The sequence below is a fragment of the Pseudarthrobacter sp. SL88 genome, from assembly GCF_026672455.1.
Classification (GTDB): Bacteria; Actinomycetota; Actinomycetes; order Actinomycetales; family Micrococcaceae; genus Arthrobacter.
On sequence record NZ_JAPPRD010000001.1, the window covers coordinates 31,688 to 55,752 of the forward strand.

Below are 24,065 nucleotides of genomic sequence, written 5' to 3' on the forward strand. Positions count from 1 at the left end.
GCTGAGTCGAAGGGACGGCGTGCACGCGGCGTGGCCATATTAAGCCCGTTGCCGCGGAGCCGTGCCCGTCAGGCGAAGGAAGGGGCGAATTCCTCCTCTGCCGTTGCCGCGGAGCTGCCGGCGCGGACCAGGTCGGCCCGGACCAGGTCGGCGCAGCGCTCGCCGATCATCATGACCGTGATGTTTGGGTTGACCGTGACGTGCTCGGGCATGACGGACGCATCGGCGACCCGGAGCCCGGTGACCCCCTTGACCCGCAACCGGGCATCCAACGGTGACATCCCGTCGTCGTCCGCCCCCATCCGGACGGTGCCCACCGGGTGGTAGACGGTGTTGTGGGTCTTGCGGATGTAGTCCTGCAGCTCCTCGTCCGTCTGCGCCGCGGCACCGGGTGAGAGCTCGCGGCCGGTCCATTCCGCCATGGCGGGCTGGGCGGCGATTTCGCGGGCTTTGCGGATGCCGGCCACCATGACGCGCATGTCGTGGCCGTCCGGGTCCGTGAAGTAGCGGGGATCCACCATCGGCTTGTCGCGGAAGTCGCGGCTGCGCAGGCGGACCGTGCCGCGGGAGCGGGCGTGGGTGACGTTGGGGGTGAGGCTGAAGCCGTTTTCCGTGGTGGGGTAGCCGTGCCGCAGGGTGTTCATGTCGAACGGGACGGAGCCGTAGTGCATCATCAGGTCGGGGCGGTCCAGGCCCTCCTCCGTGGGAGTGAAGATGCCGATTTCCCACCACTGCGTGGAGGCCTGCACCATGGGCTGTTTGGCCTCGAACTGGACCACGCCTTCGGGGTGGTCCTGCAGGTGCTCGCCCACGCCGGGGGAGTCCACCAGGACCTCGATGCCGTGGGCGGCGAGGTGTTCGGCCGGGCCGATGCCCGAAAGCATGAGCAGCTTGGGCGAATCGATGGCGCCGGTGGACAGGATGACTTCGTGGCGCGCGGAGAGCCGGTGGGTGCGGCCGAACGCTCCGTCCACCACGTCGACGCCGGTGCAGCGCTTGTCCGCGTTGAACACCAGTTGGCGGGCGCGGAGGCCGGTCAGGAGGGTGAAGTTGTCCCGCTCGATGATGGGGTGGATGTAGGACACCGAGCTGGAGGACCTGGTTCCGTCAGCCCTGCGGTTGATCTGGAAGAAGTTGGCGCCGTTGACCACTGTGGTGCCGGCGTTGAACTTCGCACGGGGGATGCCTGTCTGTTCGCAGGCGTCCAGGAGCGCGACGCCGGCAGGATCCGCCGGGGGCACGTTCATCAGGTGCACCGGGCCGGAGTCCCCGTGGTGGGGCGCGTCCGGCCCGGCGTCCTCATTGGTTTCCAGCCGCTGGTAGAGCGGCCAGGCGGCGTCGGCGTTCCAGCCGGTGGCTCCGTACTTGGACTCCCACTCGTCCAGGTCTTCGCGCGGGGCCCAGAAGGCGATGCAGGAGTTGTGGCTGGAGCAGCCGCCCATCACCCTGGCGCGGGCGTGGCGCATGAAAGAGTTGCCGTTTTCCTGCGGCTCAATGGGGTAGTCCCAGTCGTAGCCGGATTCGAGCAGTTCCATCCACCGGTCCAGCTGCAGGATTTCGGGCAGGTTGCGGTCGTCCGGGCCCGCCTCAACGAGTGCCACTGTCACGTCCGGATCCTCGCTCAGCCGTGCGGCCACGGCGGCGCCGGCTGACCCTCCGCCGATGATGACGTAGTCGAATCCGCGCTCGCTGACGTTCTCGATGTTGTCGAGGTGCATCTAGTTCTCCTTGCTGTGGTCAGCGAACCAGCCGGTGACCTGCGGGCTGGTGTTCTGGTAGATGTGCTTGGCTTCCTGGTACTCCGCCAGGCCGGTGGGGCCCAGCTCGCGGCCGACGCCGGACTGGCCGAAGCCGCCCCACTCGGCCTGGGGGAGGTAGGGGTGGTAGTCGTTGATCCAGATGGTGCCGTGCCGGAGCCTGCCGGCCACCCGCTGGGCCTTGCCGGCGTCCTGGGTCCAGACCGCGCCGGCAAGGCCGTAAATGGTGTCGTTCGCGGTGGCCACGGCCTCGTCCTCGGTGCGGAAGGTCTCCACGGTGACCACCGGGCCGAACGCCTCGTCGGTGACCACGGACATCCCCCGGGTGACGCGGTCCAAGACTGTCGGCTGGTAGTAGAACCCGGCGTCGTACTTTTCGCCATCCGGTGCCGCGCCGCCGGTCCGGAGCCGTGCACCTTCCTCGACGCCGCGTTGGACGTACGCGTTGACCTTGTCCCGGTGGGCGCCGGAGATCAGCGGCCCGGATTCGGCGTCCTCGTCGAAGGGGCCGCCTAGCCGGATGCCCCGGGCGCGGCGGACCAGTTCGTCCACGAAACGTTCGGCGATGGATTCCTCCACCACCAGCCGGGCGCCGGCCGAACAGACCTGCCCGGAATGGACGAACGCGCCGTTGAGGGCGTTGTCGACGGCGGCGTCAAAGTCAGCATCCGCGAACACCACGTTGGGGTTCTTGCCGCCGAGCTCCAGCGCCACCTTCTTCACGGTGACGGCGGCGGCTGCGGCGATGCGTTTGCCGGTCTCCAGGCCGCCGGTAAAGGAGACGAGGTCGACGGCGGGGTGTTCCGAAAGGGGTGCGCCCGCCTCGGGGCCGGTCCCGGTGACCAGGTTGGCCACGCCGTCGGGCAGGCCGAGGTCCTGCAGCAGCTGCATGGCCAGGATGCTGGTGGACGGGGTCAGCTCGGAGGGCTTGAGGACGAAGGTGCAGCCGGCGGCCAGGGCGGGGGCGATCTTCCAGGCGGCCTGGAGGAGCGGGTAATTCCATGGCGTGATCAGGCCGCAGACGCCCACGGGTTCGTAGGCGATCCGGCTGACGACGGCGGGATCTCCGGCGTCGACAATGCGCCCCGCCTGCTGCCCGGCGAGCCTGCCGAAGTATTCGAAGCAGGCGGCAATGTCATCCATGTCGATGCGGCTTTCCACCATCCGCTTGCCGGTGTCCAGCGACTCGGCGCGGGCGAACTTCTCGCGGCGCTCGCGCAGACCGGCGGCGACCCTGAGGAGGAATGCGCCGCGCTCCGGTGCCGGGACGCCGGACCAGGCGCCGGAGTCGAAGGCGGCACGGGCGGCTGTGATGGCGCGCTCCGCGTCCTCCCGGCCGGCCTCGGACACTGTGGCGACCAGTTCGCCGTCGGCCGGGTTGCGGATTTCACGGACGGCGCCGGACGCGGCGGCCTCCCACGATCCGTTGATGAACAGGGTGGTTGCTGTATCTGTCATGTGTCTCCCTAAGTGGTAGGTCAGGGGCCGTACCGGCGCTCCCCGGATGGTGCGGCAGCCGTGCCGCGGGCACGGCGGAGCAGCGCCGGAGGGTGCGGCGGCTGTGCTGCGGAGGTGACTTTTGCGGTGCGCGATGTCCGTGGTGCGGACATCGCGCCGGGGTTTTCGGGCCGGCGGGCTTAGCGCGGCGCGGAGCGGGGGGTGAAGTGCCGGGCCCCGTCAGCAGAAACCCGGGCAGGTGTGGCGTACGTCATAGAAGGACAGTAATGCATGTTGAACGAGTGTTCAATAGCAGGTTGAACACTCGTTCAAATGTGACTGGAGGATGAGGGTTTGTGGCGCTTCTGCCTAGCCGGCGTCCGGTGCAGGGCCGAAGGCGATGTCCTCGGTGCGCTGGATGCTGCGCTGGATGGAGGCCTTGTCCACGCCCAGGAGGGAGGTCAGCCACATGCCGTTCTGGATGACGACAACATCGGACGCGCGTTCCCGGCACTCAGCCCAGGTGAGCCCGGGCCTGGCATTGGCCACGAGAGTGGCGAGGCCGTCGATGTACCGGTCGAAGGCGGCGGCATTGATTTCGGCGTAGCCCTCATCGGCCTGGGCGAGGGCCCAGAGGTGGAGGCGCAGCGACAGGTATTTGGTGGTCAGCAGATCCGCACCCGCCACCCGGCGCAGGGCCGTGCGCAGCTGTTCGTCGGGAGTTGAGTCCGGATCGGGTGTGACCAGCAGGAGGTCGTGCTCGTCGACGCGGTGGAGGGCCGCCCGGATCAGGCTCGTCTTGTCGTCGTAGTAATAGTTCACCAGGCCCAGGGCGACGCCGGCCTCCCGGGCGACGGAGCGCATGCTCACGCCGGAGATCCCGTGCCGGGACAGCAGGTCCAGGGCCGCTTCGAGGATGCGGGACTGCCTGTCGAGCTGCTCGCCGGAGTTCACGGTGTTAGTCCCCATCTGGCCAGACTATTGCCAAACTTGCCGGCAGTGCACTTTCCCCTGTTCCTCAGCCGTGGTGTTGCGGCTGGGTGGTCAGTCGACGACGCCGTTCATGTCTTCGAACACCAGATAGTCCCCGTGGGCGGCCTGGAAGCCGAAGCTTTCCCAGTACCGGCGCAATGACGCCTTCGCGGCCTCGTACCCGGCCGTTCCTTCGGCGGGTGCGTTCTCCGCGGGCGCCGGGACTGCTTCGAGGATGACCTTGGACGCTGACCGGCCCACGCTGCTCAGGACGGCTTTAAGGATCTCGTGGCCGAGCTTGTTCCTGCGGAATTCCGGCGCCACCTGCAGCTTGGACAGGATCAGCAGATCCCCGCCCAGGGCCAGGTCCTTGACCAGGTCCGGGCGGTTGATCGTCAGCATTTCACCCACTGCGGCGACGTGCTGGTTCACAGCGTCCAGGGTCAGGAAGAGATCGATGATCCCGGCGTCCGGAACAACATACAGTTCCGCTTCACCGACGCGGACTTCCGTGCCGTCGCCGCCGTCGTCCGCGTCATCCCAGGTGCGGCCGCTGACGCTGACGTTCCACACGAGAGGATAGTCGTCCGGGTCATGGTGCACGCCTGGTATCCCACGGAACTGGCAGCGGTAATCGAAGCTCAGATACTCAGGGAGAAGTACTTCCACCGGAACTCCTAGTGCCACCACGCAATCGGCCTCGCGGCCCCATAGTCCTAAGACTAGGGACGGCGGCGCCGCTGCGCCATGGCCGGGCAATGAAGAATCCCCGCCTCGCACCCGAAGGTGCTGGGCGGGGATCCATTCGTCGGCGGTCCGCTTACTGCTTGGGCAAGCCCGCCGGGTTCAGTTCGGACTTCGGGATTGCCTCGGAGGACAGGCCCCAGCGGTCCAGGATCTTGGCGTAGGTACCGTCGTCGATCAGGTGGTTCAGGGCGGTTTGCGCGGCGACAGCCAGGCCGTTGCCCTTCTTGGTGGTGAACGCGATCTCGGCCTTCAGCGGCCAGCCGCCCTCCAGGGTGCCCACCTGCTTGGTCTTCCCATCCTTCGCCGCCTTGTAGGCAGCGCCGGCGTTGGGGCCGAACGTCAGGTCCGCACGGCCCGACTGGAGGGCCAGCCCGGAGGCGGAGTCGTCGTCGTAATATTGGAACTCCACCGGCTTGAGGCCGTTCTTCTTGTTCTCCTCGTCCCAGCGCACCAGGATGGCTTCCTGGTTGGTGCCGGAGCCAACGATGACCCGCTTGCCCGCCACGTCCTTGGCTTCCTTTACCTCGGTGATGTCCGAGTCGCTCTTAGCGTAGAAGCCGAGCAGGTCGTTGCGGTACGTGGCGAAGTCGAACTTCTCCTTGCGGGCCTCGGTGACGGTCACGTTGGAGAGGACGGCCTCGTATTTGGCTGACTCGATGCCCAGCGGCCAGTCGGCCCACGCGACGGGGAGGACCTCGACCTGCAGGCCGAGGGTCTCGCCCACGGCGTAGGCGATGTCCACCTCGCTGCCGATCAGGGTCTTGTTGTCGGAGGCGAAAGTGCTCAGCGGGGCCGTGCCGCCGGTGGTCACCACGGTCAGCTTGCCGTCGGCCTTGATGGCGTCGGGCACCTGCGCGGCCGCTGGCTGGTCCACGTCCACCTTGAAGCGGTCCTGCTCGGGGGACAGGTTGAAGGTCTTGCCGGCTGCGGTGGCGGTAGCCTCCGACGTCGGTGCTGTCGCCGCCGTCGCGCCCGGATCGGCGCATGCGGCCAGGCCCAGCAGGGACACTGCCAGGGCCGCGATAAGGGCCGGTTTCGGCGTGGGGATGGCCATGGTTTCCTCCTTGGAGGTACGAAGTTGATGCGACGGATGATGCGCGTTGCAGCAACTATCCGGGAGTGCCACCGGCAGAATCAAAGGCCCCGAAACCGGGCGATACGGGGAGTAACCGCAGTTAACGCGGGGACCGCCGCGGTCACAATCCGCGTACACCGACGGAGGGGACCAGCTCATAAGAGCTGGTCCCCTCCGTCAATACATCGGCGTCAGGCCATCCCGGCGGAAACCCGGAAGCCTGTCAGTCCAGGGCCTTGATGACTTCCTTGGCCACGTCCTCGCTGGACTGCGGGTTCTGGCCGGTGATCAGGTTCCCGTCGCGGACCACATGGGAAGACCAGGCAGCGGCGTTGTTGACGATCGCGCCCTTCTCCTTCAGCGCGTCCTCCACAAGCCAGGGCGTGTTCTCGCCCGTGCCGCCGTTCAGTTCCTCTTCGTTGCTGAAGACCGTCAGGCGCCGTCCCGCGAAAGTGAACGTCCCGGCGTCGTCCGTTGCGCTGAGCAGGCCCGCCGGGCCGTGGCAGAACGGCGCGATGACCTTGCCGTCCTTGTCCGCGGCCACCAGCAGGCGGCCCAGGTCGGCGTCCTTGTAGAGGTCTGCCATCGGGCCGTGCCCGCCGGGCATCACCACGGCGTCGTAGGAAGCGATGTCGACGTCGGCGAGCACCAAGGGCTGCGACAGCTCGGCGCCGATTTTGGCCAGGTAGTCCCGGAAGCCCTCGGCGCGTTCCTCGCCGCCGGCGGAATCTGCGGCCAGGCTGACCTGGTCCACGGTGGGCTTCGCACCGCCCGGTGTGGCGAGGTGGACAGTGTGTCCGGCGTCCACCAGGGTCTGGTGCGAGACCACCAGTTCTTCAGCCCAGAAGCCGGTGGGGTGTTCGCTGCCGTCCTTCATGGTGAGGGAATCGGCTGCTGAAACAACCATCAAAACGTTAGCCATGCTGTTCTCCTGCCTGTTGTGTTGCTGGGCACTGCGTGGAAAGCCGCCGCTACTTGCCGGCAGCTTCCAGCCCAGCGTACGTGTCGTCGTCGAGCGTGATGCCCGCCGCTGCGATGTTCTCCTCAAGGTGGCTGACGGATCCCGTGCCGGGGATGGGCATCATGACGGGGGAACGCCGGAGCAGCCACGCCAGCGCCACCTGCGAGGTGGTGGCATCCAGGCGCGTTGCGGCCTCGTCCAGCGGGCCGCCCGGCTGGGCCAGTTCGCCCGCGGAAATCGGGGCCCACGGGATGAAGCCGATGCCGTTCTCCTCGGAGTAGCGCAGCACGTCCTCGGAGCTGCGGTCCGTCAGGTTGTAGCGGTTCTGGACGGTGGAAACCGTGAAATGCTTTCCGGCGGCTTCGAGTTCGGCCACGCTGACCTGCGACAGGCCCAGCGCCCGGACCTTGCCCTCGTCCTGGAGTTCACGCAGCACACCGAACTGTTCCTCGGCGTCCACTTTCGGATCGATCCGGTGCAGCTGCAGCAGGTCGATGGTGTCCACCTTCAGCTTGCGGAGGCTCAGTTCAGTCTGCTGGCGCAGGTATTCGGGCCGTCCCACGGGGACCCACTTGTTGGGCCCGGTGCGGGTAAATCCCACCTTCGTGGCGATTCTCAGGCCGTCTTTGTAGGGGTGCAGGGCTTCGGCGATGATTTCCTCGCTGATGTTCGGGCCATAGGAATCCGCGGTGTCAATGAAGTCGACGCCGAGTTCGACGGCGCGGCGCACCACGGCCACGGCGGCGGCCCGGTCCGCGGGTTCGCCCCAGACGCCGTCGCCCACGATGCGCATGGCACCGAAGCCGAGCCGCTGCACGGTTCCCAGGTCTTTGAGGTCGATGGTGGCGGACTGGTTCGTTGTCCCGGTGCTCTTCGTCTCTGTGCTCTTCGTGTCTGGGCTCATAGGGGCGGCAACATCATCAGTGTGCTGCGTATTCCGCAGATCACAGAAATAAGCCGGGTGCCGCCGTGGTTATGCCATCTGTGCCTGCCGCGATTCCGGCGGGCGCGACGACGCAACGATATTCCGCACGCAACGCTCCGAAAGGCCGGCACCCGACGTGACCCTCCCGCTTTCCATCCTTGACCTGGCAACCATCGGCAAAGGCCAGACGGCGGCGGAAAGCTTCGCGGGCAGCGTGGCCATGGCGCAGAGTGCCGAGAAACTGGGGTACCGGCGGGTCTGGTACGCAGAGCACCACAACATGTCGTCCATCGCTTCGTCCGCCACCAGTGTGCTGATCGCCCACGTGGCCGCGCACACCGAAAGCATCCGGCTCGGCGCCGGCGGGGTCATGCTGCCCAACCACTCGCCGCTGACCATTGCCGAGCAGTTCGGCACCCTGGAAACCCTGTACCCGGGCCGGATCGACCTGGGCCTGGGCCGTGCCCCCGGCAGCGACCAGAACACCCTGCGGGCCCTCCGGCGCGACCCCATGTCCGCCGACAGCTTCCCGCAGGATGTCCTGGAACTGCAGGGCTACCTCACCGGACCCACCCGGATCCAGGGCGTGGAGGCAACCCCCGGCAAGGGCACCAACGTCCCGCTCTACATCCTGGGATCATCCCTGTTCGGTGCGCGGCTCGCCGCGCAGCTGGGCCTGCCGTACGCCTTCGCCTCGCACTTTGCCCCCAACGCACTGAAGGACGCAGTGGCCGTCTACCGCCGCGAATTCAAGCCCTCCGCGCAGCTGGAGGCCCCCCACGTGATCGCCGGAGTCAACGTGATCGCGGCCGATTCCGCGTCTGAGGCGCAGGAGATGATGCAGGCCACCAAACGCGCCCGCGTGTCCCTGTTCTTCGGCGGCGGGACCCGGGAATTCACCGATGATGAGGCGGACATGATTCTCGACTCCCCGCAGGGCCAGCACGTCTCGCAGATGATGACCTACTCGGCGGTGGGAACGCCCGACGTCGTCCTGGACTACCTTGACGGGTTCGGCAGGCACGCCGACGCCGACGAACTCATCGTGGCGCACCAGAGCACCGGCACGGACGCCCGGCTGCGCTCGGTGGAACTGCTGGCCGAGGTGGCCGGGCTGGCGCGCGTCTGAGCTGCCCGTCCGCGCAGGTCAACGCGCAGGTGGCCTGCGCGGAGACCTGCGCTCCGGCCGACCGTAGCGTCGCCCCGGATCCGGCGTGTGGCCCGGACTTTTACACATACGCAATGAAGGGGATATTCAGGAGAAACCGCAGGGGATGACGATGGGAACTGCTCCCCCCGGGAAATCCGCCAGGATCTCCGGGAGGGGCGCCAACCGGTAGTCCGCAGGTGACCCAGCGGCTGCAGTCCCGGCCTGGTTCTGCCTCGAAGGGGTTCCCTGATGCCCACGCCTTTGAACCAGAGCGTGGCGGATTCCGCCCTGCTCACCCGTTCCCTTCCGCTGGAGGTGCTCCGGTCGTTTGTCCAGGCGGATGCGGCGGACAGCGGGCTGACCCCGGCGCTGCTGGACGAACTGAAGGTTCTGGCACGTGTTCCTGCGCTGCTGGTGGCCTGCAACTACGGCGGCACCTTGTGCGACGCGGAAGGCATCTCCACCGAGATCCTCCCGCTGGGCAGCGCCGCCATCGCCTTGCGGGCACTGGCCGCCCTGCCCAGCACGCACGCCGCCATCATTTCGGGCCGCTCCCTGAGGGACCTGGCGGCGGTGTCCCGCCTCCCCGTGGAGGTCCACCTCATCGGGTCTCACGGCGCGGAGTCGGACATGGGCTTCGCGCACACCCAGACGCTGGCCACCGAATCGGTCCTGCAAAAGGTCAACGCTGCGCTCAACGAGGCCGTAGGGTTCCAGAGCGGCGTTTGGATTGAGCGCAAACCGGTGGCGGTTTCGGTCCACACCCGTCCGGCCCCGGCAGAGGTCGTCGCCTCGGTAACCGAAACTGCCCGGGAGATAGCGCGCGCCCACGGACTGTTCTTCATCGTGGACGGCTCGGTGCTGGACCTGTCGGTGGTGGAGCCGTCCAAGGGCGAGGCACTGGAGACCCTCCGGTCCCGGCTCGGCGCCAGTGCCGCCATGTTCGCTGGCGACGCCGACAGCGACGAACTGGCCATCGCCACCCTCCGCGGCCCGGACCTCGGGCTGCGGGTCGGCGGCGGCGAAACCGCAGCGGCGCACCGGCTCCGCGACCCCGAGTCCTTTGCCCGGGTCCTTGCCCTGCTCTTCGAACTGCGGCGGGCCTGGCTGTTCGGCGAGGACGCCGTGGGCCTCGAACGGCACACCATGATCGGCAACGGCTCCTCCACCGCACTGCTGACACCGGACGCAAAGGTCTGCTGGATGAGCCACCCGCTGCCGGACTCCGGCTCGGTGTTCGCCCACATCCTGGGCGGTGACGCGGCCGGCCACTTCTCCGTGGAACCGGCAAAGGCATCACAGGTGCTGGGCCAGCGCTACGTGGACAGCACCATGATCGTCGAAACCCGGTGGGCGGACGTCACGGTCACCGACTACCTCGAACCTGCCCCGGACGGCATCACCAGCCTGGTCCGGGTGCTGACCGGCACCGGAGCTGCCCGGATCACCTTCGCACCGCGGCCGGACTACGCCAACGCCCCGTTCGTCATGGAGGCCCGCGGCGACGAACTGCATGTGGTGGGCACGTCGGAACCGATCATCCTCTTCGCGCCGGGCGTGACCTTCAGCATTACCTCGGACGGCAGGCACGGGACGGCCACGGCATCGGTGAATCTCCAGTCCGGGCCCGTGGTGCTCAACCTGCGCTGCGGTGACACGGAACCCCGTCCCGCAGACCCGCAGGGGGAGACGGAGCGCCGGGCCGAGGTGGCCCTTCACGCCCGCCAGTGGGTGCAGAAACTCGCCCTCCCGTCCGTGAAACCCTCGCTGGTACGGCGTTCGGCACTGGTGCTCCGTGCCTTGGTCCACGAACCCACTGGCGCAGTCCTCGCCGCCCCCACCACCTCCCTGCCCGAAGGCATCGGCGGAACAAGGAACTGGGACTACCGGTACTGCTGGCTGCGGGACGGGTCCATGACTGTCAATGCCCTGGCGGACCTTGGCTCCACCGCGGAGGCCGTTGGTTTCCTTGGATGGCTGGGGCGGATCCTTGAGCATGCCCCGGGCCCGGAGTGGCTCCATCCGCTGTACTCCGTCACCGGTTCGCCGCTGTCCACGGAAGCCGTGGTGGACAGCCTCCCGGGCTACGCCGGGTCCCGCCCGGTCCGGATCGGAAACGCGGCGGACCACCAGGTCCAGCTGGACGTCTTTGGCCCTGTTGCGGAGCTGATCCATACCCTGAGTTCGAGAGAGGGCACACTCGCCGACGGGCACTGGGAACTGCTGGTCCAGATGGCCTCGGCAGTCCTGGCCCGCTGGCATGAACCGGACCACGGCATCTGGGAGGCCCGGCGCCCGGCACGCCACCACGTCTACTCCAAGGTGATGTGCTGGGTGACCCTGGACAGGTCACTGCGGACAGCTGACCGGCACGGCAGGGAGCCGGACCCCGCCTGGGCTCCCATGGCTGCCGCCATCCGGGATGAGGTGCTGCGGGAGGGCTGGGACGAATCGGCCAAATCCTACACAGTGGCCTACGACAGCCCGGATCTCGATGCCGCCGTCCTGCACATCGGCCTTTCCGGCCTGCTGGATGTCACCGACCAGCGCTTCCTGGACACGGTCACCGCCGTGGAACGGGAACTGAGGGTGGGGCCGACAGTCTTCCGGTACCGGTACGACGACGGCCTGCCGGGCTTGGAGGGCGGCTTCCACATCTGCACCACGTGGCTGATCGAGGCCTATGTCGCCGTGGGCCGCATCGATGAAGCCTGGGACCTGTTCGACCAGCTGGTAACCCTCTTCGGGCCCACCGGGCTGTTGCCGGAGGAATACGACCCCGGCACCGAGAACCCACCTGGGCAACCATCCGCAGGCATATTCCCATCTGGGTTTCATCCGCTGTGCCCGACTCCTGGATGCCCACCAGGCCGGACGGTAGGCGGCGTTTGTCCGGGGTACCTAGAGTGGAAGGAACAGGGATACAGAAACCGAATCGAGACTCATAATGACCGCCCGCGCCCAGGGGGTGGGGTTCCGCTCGGAGCGCGGCCCCATCCTCATCGCCTTGATGCTGTCCACCGGACTGGTGGCGATCGACTCCACTATCGTGGCTACCGCCGTCCCGTCGATCGTCCGCGACGTTGGCGGGTTCTCCTCGTTCCCGTGGCTGTTCTCGGCGTACCTGCTTGCCCAGGCCGTCTCCGTGCCCATCTACGGCAAGCTGTCCGACATGGTGGGCCGCAAACCGATCATCCTGACAGGCATTGGACTGTTCCTGCTGGGCTCTGTCCTCTGCGGCGTGGCCTGGAGCATGCCGTCCCTGATCGCCTTCCGGGCGCTGCAGGGCTTGGGCGCCGGCGCGGTTTTGCCGGTCAGCATCACCATCGCCGGTGACATCTACTCGCTGGAGGAACGCGCCAAGGTTCAGGGGTACCTGGCCAGTGTGTGGGCGGTGTCCTCCGTGGTGGGTCCAAGCCTGGGCGGCGTCTTCTCGGCGCTGGGCATCTGGCGCGGAATCTTCCTGGTCAACATCCCGCTGTGCGTCCTGGCTGGCTGGATGCTGGTGCGGACGCTGCACGAGAACGTGGAACGCGCCAAGCACACGGTTGATTACGCCGGAGCGGCCCTGATGGCAGGTTCCCTGGGCCTGTTGATCCTCGGCGCTTTGCAGGGCGGCGAGGCCTGGGCGTGGGATTCGCCGGTCAGCTTTGCCGTCTTCGGCGTCGGCGCGGTGCTCCTGGTGGCCTTCATCCTGGTGGAACGGCGGGCTGCGGAACCCATCCTGCCGTCCTGGGTGGTGCGGCGGCGCCTGCTGGTGACCACTGCGCTCGCATCCTTTGGCGTTGGGGCGGTGATGATTGGCTTGACCTCCTACGTGCCTACTTTCCTGGAGGGTGCACTGTCCGTCTCACCGCTGGTCGCGGGCCTTGCCCTGGCGGCACTGACCCTCGGCTGGCCCCTCAGCGCATCGCAGGCCGGCCGCTTGTACCTCCGGATCGGTTTCAAGGCCACCGGCCTGATCGGCATTTCCATCACCGTAGCCGGCCTGCTCATCCTGGCGTTGACGGCGGGCACCCCGAACGTGGCGCTGATCGCATCCAGCTGCTTCGTCGTGGGGCTCGGCCTCGGCCTGCTCGCAACACCCACGCTGATCGCCGCGCAGTCAAGCGTGCGGTGGAACGAGCGCGGCGTGGTGACCAGCACCAACATGTTTGCCCGCTCCATCGGCAGCGCCCTGGGCGTGGCAGTGTTCGGGGCCGTGGCCAACGCCATCTACTCCGGCAACCCGGGCGGTGAGGGAAACGGCCAGGCCGTGGTCGCCGCATCCAGCGCCGTCTTCCTGGCAGCCCTGGTGGCCGGGCTCCTGACGGTCCTGGCGGTGCTGGCCATGCCTCGGACGCGGGCAGCCGGAGCCGGGGATGCCGCTGCGGGGCAGGACCAGGCTTCCGAACAGGACACAGCGAACCAGGATCCAACGAACGGCAACGACGACGGCGGGGAGGACACCGGGCCGGACCGCACCGAAGTAGAGGATTCCGGCCGCCGAGGCAGCTGATCCGGCCGGCGGCAGCTAGCGCGAGGCGCTGAAGATGGCGGGGGCGGGGCGGGTGCCCGTGGCGAGGTCGGCAAGGATCCGGCCCACCACGGGCGTGAACTTGAACCCGTGCCCGGAGAACCCGGCGCCGATCACCACTGGCCCAATCCGGTCCAAGACGAAGTCCTCGTCCGGTGTGGTGGTGTAGGTGCAGCTGATGGCCTCGAAGGCATCGGCGTCCACGCCGGGCAGCCAGGTCCTCGCGTAGGCCTGCAGGGCAGCGAGCTGCTGCGGTTCCGGCTCGAAGGTGCGCCTGTCCGGGTCCACCACCGGGCCCACCCCGTGCCAGCCGGCCTTGATGCCCTCGCCGGGGGTGTGCATGCCGTAGACCGGGGAGTACCATCCCGCGTATTGCGATCCGCCGCCCGGGTAATGGTTGAACCCTGGCCATACCGCATCCGGATCGGTGATCCGGAAGTGCGCCGGCTGTTCCTGCGTCACCCTGAGCTTCGGCGTCCGCAGGCGCCCGCCCACGGCTGCGCCCAGCAGCTTTTCCGTCCAGCCGCCGGCGGTCACCACCACCTGTGCGGCGGTGACCATTTCGGTACCGGCGCTGCTTTCCAACCCCAGCCGGACGCCGTCGTCCGTTATCTCGAAGGACACCACCTTGGTGTGGTGCCGGATGTCGGCGCCCCGGGCTGCGGCAAGGCGCTGGAAAGCCGGCAGCGCGGCTTCCGGGTTGAGCTGGCCGCCGTCGGGCATGTAGAGGACCTGCTGGTCGAAGCGGATGCCGCGCCAGCGCTCGCCGGCCTCGTCCGGGCGCAGGAACTCGGCGCGCAACCCGGCCTGGGCCAGCGCTGCCGCAGCGTCGGGCAGCATGGGCTCGGGCCCGTGCGTGACGATGCCGGTCCGTGCCAGGAGCGATTCGCCGCTGTCCTGCTCCAGCTCGTTCCAGAGGTCCAGGGATTCGGCAATCATGGCAACGTATTCAGGCCGGTGGTATCCGGGATTGAAGTTGCGGGTGGTGCCGTGCGAAGCGCCGATCTTGTGCCCCGGCCCGAACTGCTCCACCAGTGTCACGTGGCGTCCCCGCCGGGACAGCGCCCATGCGGTGGCGGAGCCCATGGCGCCGCCGCCGATCACCACGGTGTCAAGAGTTGTTGCCACGGGTCCTCCTCGTCCAGTTGTCACGCCAGCAGCAGCGCGACGCCGATCATCGCCGGAACAGCCACCACGGTAGTAATCAGCACGGTGTCCTTGGCCACGGTGAGGCCGGTCTTGTAGCGGCTGGCGGCCACGAACACATTCTGCGCCGTGGGCAACGCCGACGTCACCACCACGGCGAACAGGGCGTGGCCGTCCATCCCCAGGGCGAAACGGGCAAAGACATAGGCCAGCGCCGGCTGGACGGCCAGCTTGAAGGCGCTGGCCAGCAGGGTGTCCACGCGGCGTCCGGCTGCTGCCTGCAGCGGCCGGGTCCCGTTCAGGCTCATGCCGAAGGCGATCAGCATGGCCGGAATCGCGGCGCCGCCAATCAGGTGGATGGGCTCCATGACCAGCTCGGGCACTTTAAAACCGGTGCCGGCAACAATGAGGCCCAGCGCAGATCCCACGATCATCGGGTTTCGCAGGATCATCACCACGAAGCCGAGCGGGGTGGTCCGGTGCGAGCTGGTGCTGGAGTCCAGGATCATGAGGAACACCGGGGTGAAGAAGGCCAGCTGGAAGATCAGCAGCGGTGCGACATAGCTGGCGTCGCCCAAGACATATACCGCAATGGGAATACCTAAGTTCGCCGAATTCGCGAGTGAGGCGGACATCGAGGACATCAGCGACTCGGGCAGCGAACGCTTCAGCCAAAACTTCACGATGGTGAAGAAGATGGCAGCCGTGGCGATGGCGGCCACTGCGGTGACCAGCAGCGGAGCGGCGAACACTTCCTGCAGCCGGGCCTTGCTGAGGGTCTCAAACAGCAGGGCCGGGCTGGCCACGAAGAACGTGAGGGAGCTGAGGACCTGGCGGGCGTTGTCACCGAGGATCTTCTGCCGGCCAACGAACCAGCCCACCAGGATGATGCACCAGACAACGAAGAAACCAGCGAGTACGCCTAGCACGGAGGAACCCGCGGCGGGCGGCGGAGAAGTATGCCGGGTCTCACGCCCCGGCTACAGGGCGGCGTTGTTGAGTGCGAACGGCGGACGCATCATGCCGGGGGTAATGCCCTCGGCGGGATCGTTCCCCAACTGGATGATGCGGTTGTTCTGGTCCACGTGGACCACCTTCGGCTCGTAGGCCTTGGCTTCCCCGGTGGTCATCTGGGCATAGGTGATGAGGATGACGAGGTCGTTCTCGTGCATCAGGTGTGCGGCGGCGCCGTTGATGCCGATGACGCCGGAGCCGCGCTCACCGGCAATGGTGTAGGTTTCCAGCCGAGCGCCGTTGGTGATGTCGACGATCGAGACAAGCTCGCCCGGCAGGATGTCCGCTGCCTCCAGCAGGTCCAGGTCAACGGTGACGGAACCTACGTAGTGCAGGTCTGCGTGGGTGACGGTGGCCCGGTGGATTTTGGACTTGAACATGGTTCGATTCATAACGGCTCCAGTCTAGCGCCGGGGGCGGGCCGCCGCAGTGACGCACGGAACACCCTCAGCTGAACGCTCTTGCGTCGTGAGCTGCCGGCTGGTTGCCCTGCGGCGGGGCCGGCGCGCAAGTCAGCCAACGTACGACGGCGGGCGGTTACCTGGCGTCTTCCCCCGCCACCGCGGCGGCAGCTGCAGCCAGGGTTTCCCTTGCTGCCAGGATGGCCGGCCGCTGCACGCTGGACCGGCGGACCGAGGTGAAGATGGTGCGGTGCGGCTTGCCCGGGAGCTCCAGCAGCCGGGCGGTGGTGCCGCGGCCCGTCCACACCAGGTCCGGCATCAGTGCCACAGCATTGCCGGATTCAATCAGCCGGGCCTGGGCCTGCAGGTCGGCCGTCTCGAAGCGCACGTCAGGTTCGAAGCCCGCGCTCCTGCACGCCTGTTCAGCCCAGTGGCGCGATGCGGCACCCCGCGGTTCCATGACCCAGGGGAGTTCCGCGGTGTCCGCGAGCGAGCGGATGGCCGTGCCGCCGTCGGACGCCGGGACCGCGAGCCGGATGGCGTCGGTTGTCAGTTTCACGCGGTCCAGTTCCGGGTAGCGGGGAGCCGCGTGGCCGGGGTACTGCTCGGCGATGACCAGGTCGAAGTCACGGGCCCATGTCTCATGCAGCGCGGTCTCGGGTTCCCGCTGGATCATCTCGATCCGGACCTCCGGGTAGGTGGTGGCCATCCGGGTGAGGGTGTCCGGCATCAGCGCCAGGGCCGCCGACTGGAAAACCGCAATCCGCACCGTGCCCGTAACGGTGGTCAGTGACGCCGCCAGATCGGCCTCGGCCTGCTCCATGGTTTCGAGCAGCTGGGCAGTATGTGTCACCAGCACCTCGGCCTGGGGGGTGAGCTGCACGCGGCGGCCCGTCTTCCGCAGCAACTCCACGCCCACCTCCTTCTCCAGGAGGGCAAGCTGCTGGGATACCGACGACGGGCTGTACTGCAGTGCCTCCGCCACCTCGGCGAGTGTCCCCCGGATGCTCAGTTCCCGCAACAGGCGCAGCCGGCGAACGTCAAGCATGGGGAAATCCTAACTGAAACTAATGAATATAGGTTAGAAGTAGTCACTTTATCTAATGCAAACCGGCTTGCATACTGTTGGGACTGAGTTACCCCCGTCACAGCCTTTCCAGGCGTGCCGCGGCGGGGCAGCACCCCACAGCAGGAGTTCCTGATGAGCACTAGAGATATGAGCCAGTCCATCATGCGGCGAAAGCCCATCGATGACATCGAAGAAGAGAACAAGCACAGCGGCCTCTTTAAATCGCTGGGCCTGTGGCAGCTCACCGCCATCGGCGTTGGCGGCATCATCGGCGTCGGCATCTTCTCCCTCGCGGGGCTGGTGGCCGCAGGAAGCGAAGGCAATCCGGGAGTGGGGCCCGCGGTGCTGATCTCCTTCCTTATAGCAGGCCTCGCCTCCGCGGCAGCGGCTCTTTCCTACGCCGAGTTTGCCGGCATGATTCCGCGTGCCGGCTCGGCGTACACCTACGGCTACGTGGCCCTGGGCGAAGTGATCGGCTGGTTCATCGGCTGGGACTTGCTGCTTGAATACATTGCCATCGTGGCCGTGGTGGCCATCGGCATCTCCGGCTACCTGGACGCGTTCCTGTCCGGCATCGGTATCCACATGCCCATCTGGATGACCTCCACGGTGGATGAGGGCAAGGGTGGCATCGTCAACATTCCCGCTATCCTGGTCTGCCTCCTGGTCACCTGGATCCTGTCCCGCGGCACCAAGGCATTCGGCCGCTTCGAGCTCGTGGCGGTGGCCATCAAGGTCATCCTCATCCTCTTCATCATCGGCCTGGGCGTCTTCTATATCGACACCAACAACTACAACCCGTTCATGCCCTCCGGCTTCGGGCCCGTGCTCGCCGGCAGCGCCACCGTGTTCTTCGCGGTCTTCGGCTATGACGCCATGAGCACCGCGGCGGAGGAAGCCAAGGACGGCAAGAAGCACATGCCCAAGGCCATCATCCTCTCGCTCATCGTCGCCATGCTGCTCTACGTGGCCGCCACCCTGGTGCTCACCGGCATGCAGAACTACAAGGACATCGACCCCAAGGCCGGCTTCGCGTCCGCCTTCAGCTCAGTCGGGCTGCCTGTGATCGCAACGATCATTTCCGTCTTCGCGGTGTTGTCCATCCTCACCGTGATGCTGACGTTCCTCCTGGGCGTCACCCGCGTGTGGTTCTCCATGAGCCGCGACGGGCTGCTTCCGGGCTGGTTCGCCAAGACCGACCGCAACGGCACCCCGCAGCGCGTCACCTGGATCGCCGGCATCGCCTCGGCCTTCCTGGCCGGCGTGTTCCCCATCAAGGAGGTCGCGGACCTGACCAACATCGGCATCCTGGCCGCGTTCGTCGTCGTCTGCCTGTCCGTCATCATCTTCCGATACAAGCGTCCGGATGCGCCGCGTACCTTCCGGCTGCCGCTGATGCCCCTGGTGCCGGCGTTCGGTGTCCTCGCCTCGGCCTTCCTCATGCTGCAGCTGCACTGGGAAACCTGGCTGCGGTTCGGTGTGTGGCTGGTCATCGGCCTGGTCATCTACTTCACCTATGGCCGCAAGAACTCGCTGATGAACCCGAACAGCCCGCGGCACCAGGAAATCGAGGAAATGCACCGCCCCCTCGCCTGACAGCCGAGCTCTTCGCAACACCTCAGCAACCTCTCCACACGGCAGGCCCTCCACCCGCAAACCCCCGGTTGCCCTATCAGATCGAGTCCCTAACACCCTGTTTTAGGTACTCGATCTGATGTGGCATCGAGGGAGGGTGGGGGGCCTGCCCTTTGGCGTCTGAAGGACTCCAGGAAACATCATTTTTCCTAACCTGTATTGGTTGGAAAAGGTCGCTTTATCTTATGTGATCAGGAGCGCATACTGATGAAAAGACCTCCTCCCACACTAGGAAAGATCGGGGAAAACCATGACCCACGTTGCAATGGAACCGGCAGTCACCCACGCGGCCACCCCGCAGACGGTCGACGTCGACGTCCCCCAGGCCAAAGCCCTCGCCACAGAGGCGGTCGCCTTGGTCCGGCGCTGGCTTACCGAGGCCGCGAAGGTTCCGGTGGATGCCTCCGCCGAACAGCTGGCCGGAGTCCTGAAGGACCCCAACGGCCTGGACTTCACTGTGGGCTTCGTGGACGGCGTGGTCCGCCCCGAGGACCTGAACGTCGCCGCCCGCAACCTGGCTGCGCTGGCGCCCAAGGTGCCGGCGTTCCTGCCCTGGTACATGCGCAGCGCCGTGGCGCTCGGCGGGACCATGGCCCCGGCGCTGCCGCAGGTAGTCATCCCCGCAGCCCGCAAGGTGCTCCGCGAAATGGTGGGCCACCTGATCGTTGACGCCACCGATGCCAAGCTGGGCCCGGCCATCGCGAAGATCAAAAAGGACGGCATCAAGCTCAACGTCAACCTCCTCGGCGAGGCAGTCCTCGGCGAGCACGAGGCCTCCCGCCGGCTCGACGGAACGCACACGCTGCTGGCGCGTCCCGACGTCGACTACGTCTCCATCAAGGTCTCCTCCACGGTGGCTCCGCATTCCGCCTGGGCGTTCGACGAAGCCGTGGAACACGTCGTCGAGAAGCTCACCCCGCTCTTCCAGCGTGCGGCTTCCTTCGCCGCCCCCGGCAGCAGCACGGGCGGCAAAGCCAAGTTCATTAACCTGGACATGGAGGAATACAAGGACCTGGACATGACCATCGCGGTCTTCACCCGGATCCTGGACAAGCCTGAGTTCAAGGACCTCGAGGCCGGCATCGTGCTCCAGGCTTACCTCCCGGACGCACTGTCCGCCATGATCCGGCTGCAGGACTGGGCCGCGGAGCGCCGCGCCAACGGCGGCGCCGGCATCAAGGTCCGCGTGGTCAAGGGCGCCAACCTGCCCATGGAACAGGTGGAAGCCTCGCTGCACGACTGGCCCCTAGCCACCTGGGGTTCGAAGCAGGATTCCGACACCAGCTACAAGAGCGTCATCAACTACTCGCTGCACCCGGAGCGGATCAAGAACATCCGGATCGGCGTGGCCGGCCACAACCTGTTCGATATTGCCTTCGCCTGGCTGCTGGCCAAGGAGCGCGGAATTGCGGATACCGCACAGCAGGGTATCGAGTTCGAGATGCTGCTGGGCATGGCGCAGGGCCAGGCCGAAGCCGTGAAGAAGGACGTCGGCTCACTGCTCCTCTACACGCCCGTGGTGCACCCGGCGGAGTTCGACGTCGCCATCGCCTACCTGATCCGCCGCCTCGAAGAGGGAGCCAGCCAGGACAACTTCATGTCCGCCGTCTTCGAGCTCGACAAGAACGAGGCCCTGTTCGAACGCGAAAAGCAGCGCTTCCTCGCCTCCTTGGAGGCCCTGGACAACAGTGTGCCGCTCCCCAGCCGGCGCCAGGACCGCAGCCTGCCGCCGGTCGCGATGCCGCACGATACGTTCAAAGACACCCCGGACACGGACCCCTCCCTGCCCGCCAACCGCACTTGGGGCCGGGCCATCCTGGACCGCGTTCCGGGCTCCACGCTGGGAAACGCCTCGGTCAAGGCGGCCTTCATCAGTGACGAGGCAACGCTGAACTCGGCCATCGAAACCGCCGTCGAGACGGGCAAGGCCTGGGGCGCACTCTCCGGCGCCGAACGCGCCGAAATCCTGCACCGCGCCGGCGACGCCCTGGAAGCCCGCCGCGCCGATCTTCTCGAAGTCATGGCCAGCGAAACGGGCAAGACCATTGACCAGGGCGATCCCGAGGTCAGCGAGGCGGTGGACTTCGCGCACTACTACGCAGAGTCCGCCCGCAAGCTGGACGCGGTCGACGGCGCCACGTTCGTCCCAGCGAAGCTCACCGTTGTCACGCCGCCATGGAACTTCCCGGTCGCCATCCCGGCCGGGTCCACCCTCGCGGCACTCGCCGCCGGCTCCGCCGTCGTCATCAAACCTGCCAAGCAGGCCGCCCGCAGCGGTGCCGTGATGGTCGAAGCCCTGTGGGAAGCCGGCGTGCCGAAGGACGTCCTCACTATGGTGCAGCTGGGCGAGCGGGAGCTCGGCACGCAGCTCATCTCCCACCCGGCCGTTGACCGGGTCATCCTCACCGGCGGCTACGAAACGGCCGAACTGTTCCGTTCCTTCCGCAAGGACCTGCCGCTCCTGGCCGAAACCAGCGGCAAGAACGCCATCATAGTCACCCCCAGCGCCGACCTGGACCTGGCAGCCAAGGACGTGGCCTACTCCGCGTTCGGCCACGCCGGCCAGAAGTGCTCCGCCGCGTCGCTGGTGATCCTGGTGGGCTCCGTTGCCAAGTCAAAGCGGTTCCACAACCAGCTGATCGACGCTGTTACCTCGCTGAAGGTGGGCTACCCGCAGGATCCCACCAGCCAGATGGGCCCCATCATCGAGCCCGCCAACGGCAAGCTCCTCAACGCCCTCACCACCCTTGGCGACGGCGAAAACTGGGCCGTGGAACCGAAGAAGCTGGATGAGTCCGGCAGGCTTTGGAGCCCCGGCGTGCGCTACGGGGTCAAGCGCGGTTCCTACTTCCACCTGACCGAATTCTTCGGCCCGGTCCTCGGCGTGATGACCGCCGGGACCCTGGAAGAGGCCATCGCCATCCAGAACCAGATCGAGTACGGACTCACCGCAGGCCTGCACTCGCTCAACACCGAGGAGCTGGGAATCTGGCTGGACAGCATCCAGGCGGGCAACCTCTACGTCAACCGCGGCATCACCGGGGCCATCGTGCAGCGGCAGCCGTTCGGCGGCTGGAAGAAGTCGGCCGTTGGTGCCGGCACCAAGGCCGGCGGGCCCAATTACCTGGCAGGGCTGGGCGACTGGATCCCCGCCGAGGCATCCGCAAAGGCTGACGTTGCGCACCCCGGCGTCCGCCGGATCATCAACGCCGCAGGCGCCGCCCTGGAGCCGGCCCACCTTGAGTCCGTGCAGCGCGCCCTGGCGTCCGACGCCGAGGCCTGGGCCAACGAGTTCGGCACCGCCAAGGACGTCTCAGGCTTGAGCGCGGAGCGCAACATCTTCCGCTACCGCAACCTCCCGGTCACCATCCGCCTCTCCGAAGGTGAGCCGCTGGCCCACCTCGTGCGGACCGTGGCGGCCGGCGTGCTGGCGGGGTCACCGCTCACCGTGTCCACCGCCGTCGAACTTCCCGCCCAGCTGCGTGCCGTGTTTCTCGGCCTCGACGTGGACCTGACGGTGGAGTCCGACGCCGGCTGGCTGGCTTCGGCGGGCCGGCTCGCCTCCGCGGGCAAGCTGTCCGGCGCCCGCATCCGGCTGCTGGGCGGTGACGCGCCGGCTCTCGCGGAAGCAACCGGCGGGCGGCCCGACATCGCTGTCTACTCCCACGCCGTAACCGAAGCCGGCAGGGTCGAGCTGCTGCCGTTCCTGCACGAGCAGGCAGTCAGCATCACCGCCCACCGGTTCGGCACCCCGAACCACCTCTCGGACGCGCTCATCTAGCAGGCCCTACGAACCAACGAGGCCGGGCGGCCACCTGAGGGTGGCCGCCCGGCCTCGTTGTTGGTTGGGTTTGCGGGGGAACGTCTATTACGGCCCGCCCGGCCCGTAGAATGTCAGCCCAGGTACCAGCCCGGCGGAGTCCACGTCACGGGCACGCTGTGGGCCGAGAAATCCTCGCACCGTGTGCAGGTGTAGGCCACTTCGCCCAGCGCTGCGACGGACCCGTCGTGCCGGTAGGTCGGCGGAATGTAGGACTCAAGGTAAATGAATTCGTCCGTCCGGCACTTTTCGCAGGTCGGCTTTCCGATGTAGCCCGAATCGGTGGCGGCAAGGCCGGTGCCGAGGTTGGACTGACGCGTTGCCGGCCGGGTGCTGGTGTGCGGGCGGGCGTGTGCGGCGCTGAGATGGGTGTTCCTGGCTGTCGTCATTGGCTGCCTGTCCCGGGCGGCGTGCCTTGGTGTGCAGGCGCGCCCGTAGTGTAGAACAGGCCTGCTGCTTGACCCCGGAGAAACCAGCATAGATTATGCAACGATCTGACATCAATGAAAGATTTCTCCGGTCTTTGCCTTGCCGGTTTACCCCTGGCGGTTGATGATCCGCCCAACAATGGACTGCGTAAGCGCGTCGATGACTTCAGCATTGGCTAGCGGGTTCCGGATCAGGGTGAAGTCCACATCGCCCACCGCTGGCAGGTCGAACCGGCGGGTGATGATCTTCAGGTCCTCCGGTACCAGCGATGACGGCATGACGGCCACGCCGATTCCGGCCCGGACCGCGGCCAGGACGCCGCTGATCTGGCGGGTAGTGCAGGTGATCCGCCAGGTCCGGCCGTGCGCTTCGAGAGCGTCGATGGCAAGTTTCCGGCTGAGGCTGGGGGAGGGGTAGGCGATCAGGGGCACCGGTGCGCCCGGTTCGAGGGACGTCTGCTCGAGGCCCACCCAGGAGAAGGAATCGTGCTGGACCACGGTGCCGTCCTTGGCCCCGGCCACCCACTTGACGAACACCAGGTCCAGTTGCCCGGCGTTGAGCTTGCGGTAGAGCTGATCGCTTTGGCCCACAGTCAGCTCAAGGTTGATCTGCGGGTAGATCTGCCGGAACTCGCGCAGGATCCGGGGCAGCCCGGTGATGGCCAGATCGTCAGCCGTGCCGAACCGCAGCCGGCCGCGCATCGCCGAGCCGGAAAAGTAGCGGGCCGCGGCGTCATGGGCGGAGAGGATGTTCCTGGCGAACCCCGCCATGGCGTCCCCGTTGTCCGTCAGCCGGACGTCCCGGGTGTCCCTGGTGATGAGGACGCGCTTGGCGGCGGTTTCCAGCTTCCGGATGTGCTGGCTGATGGTGGGCTGGGCCAGCCCCAGCCGGTCCGCGGCCTTGGTGAAGCTCAAGGTCTCGGCGACGGCCAGGAACGAGCGGAGTTGGGCTGGTTCGAACACGTGCACTCCATCGGCATTGTCTGTCATTGCGGTTTGCAATACGAGTTAT

Annotated in this window: 17 protein-coding genes and 1 pseudogene; 5 read left to right on the top strand and 13 right to left on the bottom strand. The window is 67.1% G+C overall.

Translation table 11 applies throughout. The annotated features are described in order from the left end of the window. Window positions 1-68 precede the first annotated feature (68 nt). The 7 genes from OVA06_RS00120 to OVA06_RS00150 all read right to left on the bottom strand — a co-directional run bounded on the left by OVA06_RS00120 (window position 69) and on the right by OVA06_RS00150 (window position 7,853). Entirely contained in the window at window positions 69-1,718 is a 1,650-nt protein-coding gene (locus OVA06_RS00120; protein WP_268155381.1) for a GMC family oxidoreductase, read from the bottom strand. After that, window positions 1,719-3,215 (bottom strand): aldehyde dehydrogenase family protein, encoded by a 1,497-nt coding sequence (locus tag OVA06_RS00125; RefSeq protein ID WP_268155383.1) that lies wholly within the window; start codon window positions 3,213-3,215, stop codon window positions 1,719-1,721. A gap of 348 nt (window positions 3,216-3,563) precedes the next feature. Next, entirely contained in the window at window positions 3,564-4,163 is a 600-nt protein-coding gene (locus OVA06_RS00130; protein WP_056081507.1) for a TetR/AcrR family transcriptional regulator, read from the bottom strand. 75 nt (window positions 4,164-4,238) lie between these two features. Next, complete coding sequence (locus OVA06_RS00135; protein ID WP_268155388.1) at window positions 4,239-4,835, bottom strand: hypothetical protein; 597 nt, start codon at window positions 4,833-4,835, stop codon at window positions 4,239-4,241. Window positions 4,836-4,986: 151 nt separating this feature from the next. Beyond that, window positions 4,987-5,967 (bottom strand): ABC transporter substrate-binding protein, encoded by a 981-nt coding sequence (locus OVA06_RS00140; protein WP_268155390.1) that lies wholly within the window; start codon window positions 5,965-5,967, stop codon window positions 4,987-4,989. A 244-nt stretch (window positions 5,968-6,211) separates the two neighbouring features. After that, window positions 6,212-6,910 (bottom strand): type 1 glutamine amidotransferase domain-containing protein, encoded by a 699-nt coding sequence (locus OVA06_RS00145; protein ID WP_268155392.1) that lies wholly within the window; start codon window positions 6,908-6,910, stop codon window positions 6,212-6,214. A 49-nt stretch (window positions 6,911-6,959) separates the two neighbouring features. After that, on the bottom strand, window positions 6,960-7,853 hold the full coding sequence (locus OVA06_RS00150; protein WP_268155395.1) for an aldo/keto reductase: 894 nt from the start codon (window positions 7,851-7,853) through the stop codon (window positions 6,960-6,962). 157 nt (window positions 7,854-8,010) lie between these two features. Here OVA06_RS00150 and OVA06_RS00155 point away from each other — a divergent pair, with 157 nt between their 5' ends. From OVA06_RS00155 to OVA06_RS00165, 3 genes and pseudogenes are all read left to right on the top strand, one after another. Continuing rightward, window positions 8,011-9,003, top strand: a complete 993-nt coding sequence (locus tag OVA06_RS00155; protein WP_268155397.1) for an LLM class flavin-dependent oxidoreductase — start codon at window positions 8,011-8,013, stop codon at window positions 9,001-9,003. Window positions 9,004-9,273: 270 nt separating this feature from the next. Beyond that, window positions 9,274-11,905 (top strand): annotated as a pseudogene (locus OVA06_RS00160) (trehalase-like domain-containing protein). Window positions 11,906-11,971: 66 nt separating this feature from the next. Further along, window positions 11,972-13,522 carry an MFS transporter gene (locus OVA06_RS00165; RefSeq protein ID WP_268155399.1) on the top strand — a complete coding sequence of 517 codons (1,551 nt, stop codon included), beginning with the start codon at window positions 11,972-11,974 and terminating at the stop codon, window positions 13,520-13,522. Between the two features lie 15 nt (window positions 13,523-13,537). On the opposite strand, the gene OVA06_RS00170 is transcribed toward OVA06_RS00165, so the two are convergent. From OVA06_RS00170 to OVA06_RS00185, 4 genes are all read right to left on the bottom strand, one after another. Beyond that, window positions 13,538-14,668, bottom strand: a complete 1,131-nt coding sequence (locus tag OVA06_RS00170) for an FAD-dependent oxidoreductase (RefSeq protein WP_268155402.1) — start codon at window positions 14,666-14,668, stop codon at window positions 13,538-13,540. Between the two features lie 20 nt (window positions 14,669-14,688). After that, complete coding sequence (locus tag OVA06_RS00175) at window positions 14,689-15,615, bottom strand: AEC family transporter (protein ID WP_261619829.1); 927 nt, start codon at window positions 15,613-15,615, stop codon at window positions 14,689-14,691. Between the two features lie 51 nt (window positions 15,616-15,666). After that, window positions 15,667-16,092: an aspartate 1-decarboxylase gene (panD, locus tag OVA06_RS00180; RefSeq protein WP_200937827.1), complete on the bottom strand. Its 426-nt coding sequence runs from the start codon at window positions 16,090-16,092 to the stop codon at window positions 15,667-15,669. A gap of 145 nt (window positions 16,093-16,237) precedes the next feature. After that, entirely contained in the window at window positions 16,238-17,149 is a 912-nt protein-coding gene (locus tag OVA06_RS00185) for a LysR substrate-binding domain-containing protein (protein ID WP_268155407.1), read from the bottom strand. A 153-nt stretch (window positions 17,150-17,302) separates the two neighbouring features. Between OVA06_RS00185 and OVA06_RS00190 the strand changes: the two genes are divergently transcribed. Both OVA06_RS00190 and OVA06_RS00195 read left to right on the top strand, forming a co-directional pair. After that, on the top strand, window positions 17,303-18,766 hold the full coding sequence (locus tag OVA06_RS00190; protein WP_056081484.1) for an amino acid permease: 1,464 nt from the start codon (window positions 17,303-17,305) through the stop codon (window positions 18,764-18,766). 289 nt (window positions 18,767-19,055) lie between these two features. Continuing rightward, entirely contained in the window at window positions 19,056-22,586 is a 3,531-nt protein-coding gene (locus OVA06_RS00195) for a bifunctional proline dehydrogenase/L-glutamate gamma-semialdehyde dehydrogenase (RefSeq protein WP_268155410.1), read from the top strand. Between the two features lie 113 nt (window positions 22,587-22,699). On the opposite strand, the gene OVA06_RS00200 is transcribed toward OVA06_RS00195, so the two are convergent. Then, entirely contained in the window at window positions 22,700-23,014 is a 315-nt protein-coding gene (locus OVA06_RS00200; RefSeq protein ID WP_056081481.1) for a hypothetical protein, read from the bottom strand. 147 nt (window positions 23,015-23,161) lie between these two features. Further along, window positions 23,162-24,016, bottom strand: coding sequence for a LysR family transcriptional regulator (locus OVA06_RS00205; RefSeq protein ID WP_045732473.1), 855 nt, complete (start codon window positions 24,014-24,016; stop codon window positions 23,162-23,164). Window positions 24,017-24,065 lie beyond the last annotated feature (49 nt).

Excerpts from the sequence above, each read along its gene's own strand:
- OVA06_RS00140 (WP_268155390.1), bottom strand. The coding sequence starts at position 5,967 with ATGGCCATCCCCACGCCGAAACCGGCCCTTATCGCGGCCCTGGCAGTG.
- OVA06_RS00150 (WP_268155395.1), bottom strand. The coding sequence starts at position 7,853 with ATGAGCCCAGACACGAAGAGCACAGAGACGAAGAGCACCGGGACAACG.
- OVA06_RS00145 (WP_268155392.1), bottom strand. The coding sequence starts at position 6,910 with ATGGCTAACGTTTTGATGGTTGTTTCAGCAGCCGATTCCCTCACCATG.
- OVA06_RS00120 (WP_268155381.1), bottom strand. The coding sequence starts at position 1,718 with ATGCACCTCGACAACATCGAGAACGTCAGCGAGCGCGGATTCGACTAC.
- OVA06_RS00190 (WP_056081484.1), top strand. The coding sequence starts at position 17,303 with ATGAGCACTAGAGATATGAGCCAGTCCATCATGCGGCGAAAGCCCATC.
- panD (WP_200937827.1), bottom strand. The coding sequence starts at position 16,092 with ATGAATCGAACCATGTTCAAGTCCAAAATCCACCGGGCCACCGTCACC.
- OVA06_RS00200 (WP_056081481.1), bottom strand. The coding sequence starts at position 23,014 with ATGACGACAGCCAGGAACACCCATCTCAGCGCCGCACACGCCCGCCCG.
- OVA06_RS00165 (WP_268155399.1), top strand. The coding sequence starts at position 11,972 with ATGACCGCCCGCGCCCAGGGGGTGGGGTTCCGCTCGGAGCGCGGCCCC.
- OVA06_RS00195 (WP_268155410.1), top strand. The coding sequence starts at position 19,056 with ATGACCCACGTTGCAATGGAACCGGCAGTCACCCACGCGGCCACCCCG.
- OVA06_RS00185 (WP_268155407.1), bottom strand. The coding sequence starts at position 17,149 with ATGCTTGACGTTCGCCGGCTGCGCCTGTTGCGGGAACTGAGCATCCGG.
- OVA06_RS00125 (WP_268155383.1), bottom strand. The coding sequence starts at position 3,215 with ATGACAGATACAGCAACCACCCTGTTCATCAACGGATCGTGGGAGGCC.
- OVA06_RS00130 (WP_056081507.1), bottom strand. The coding sequence starts at position 4,163 with ATGGGGACTAACACCGTGAACTCCGGCGAGCAGCTCGACAGGCAGTCC.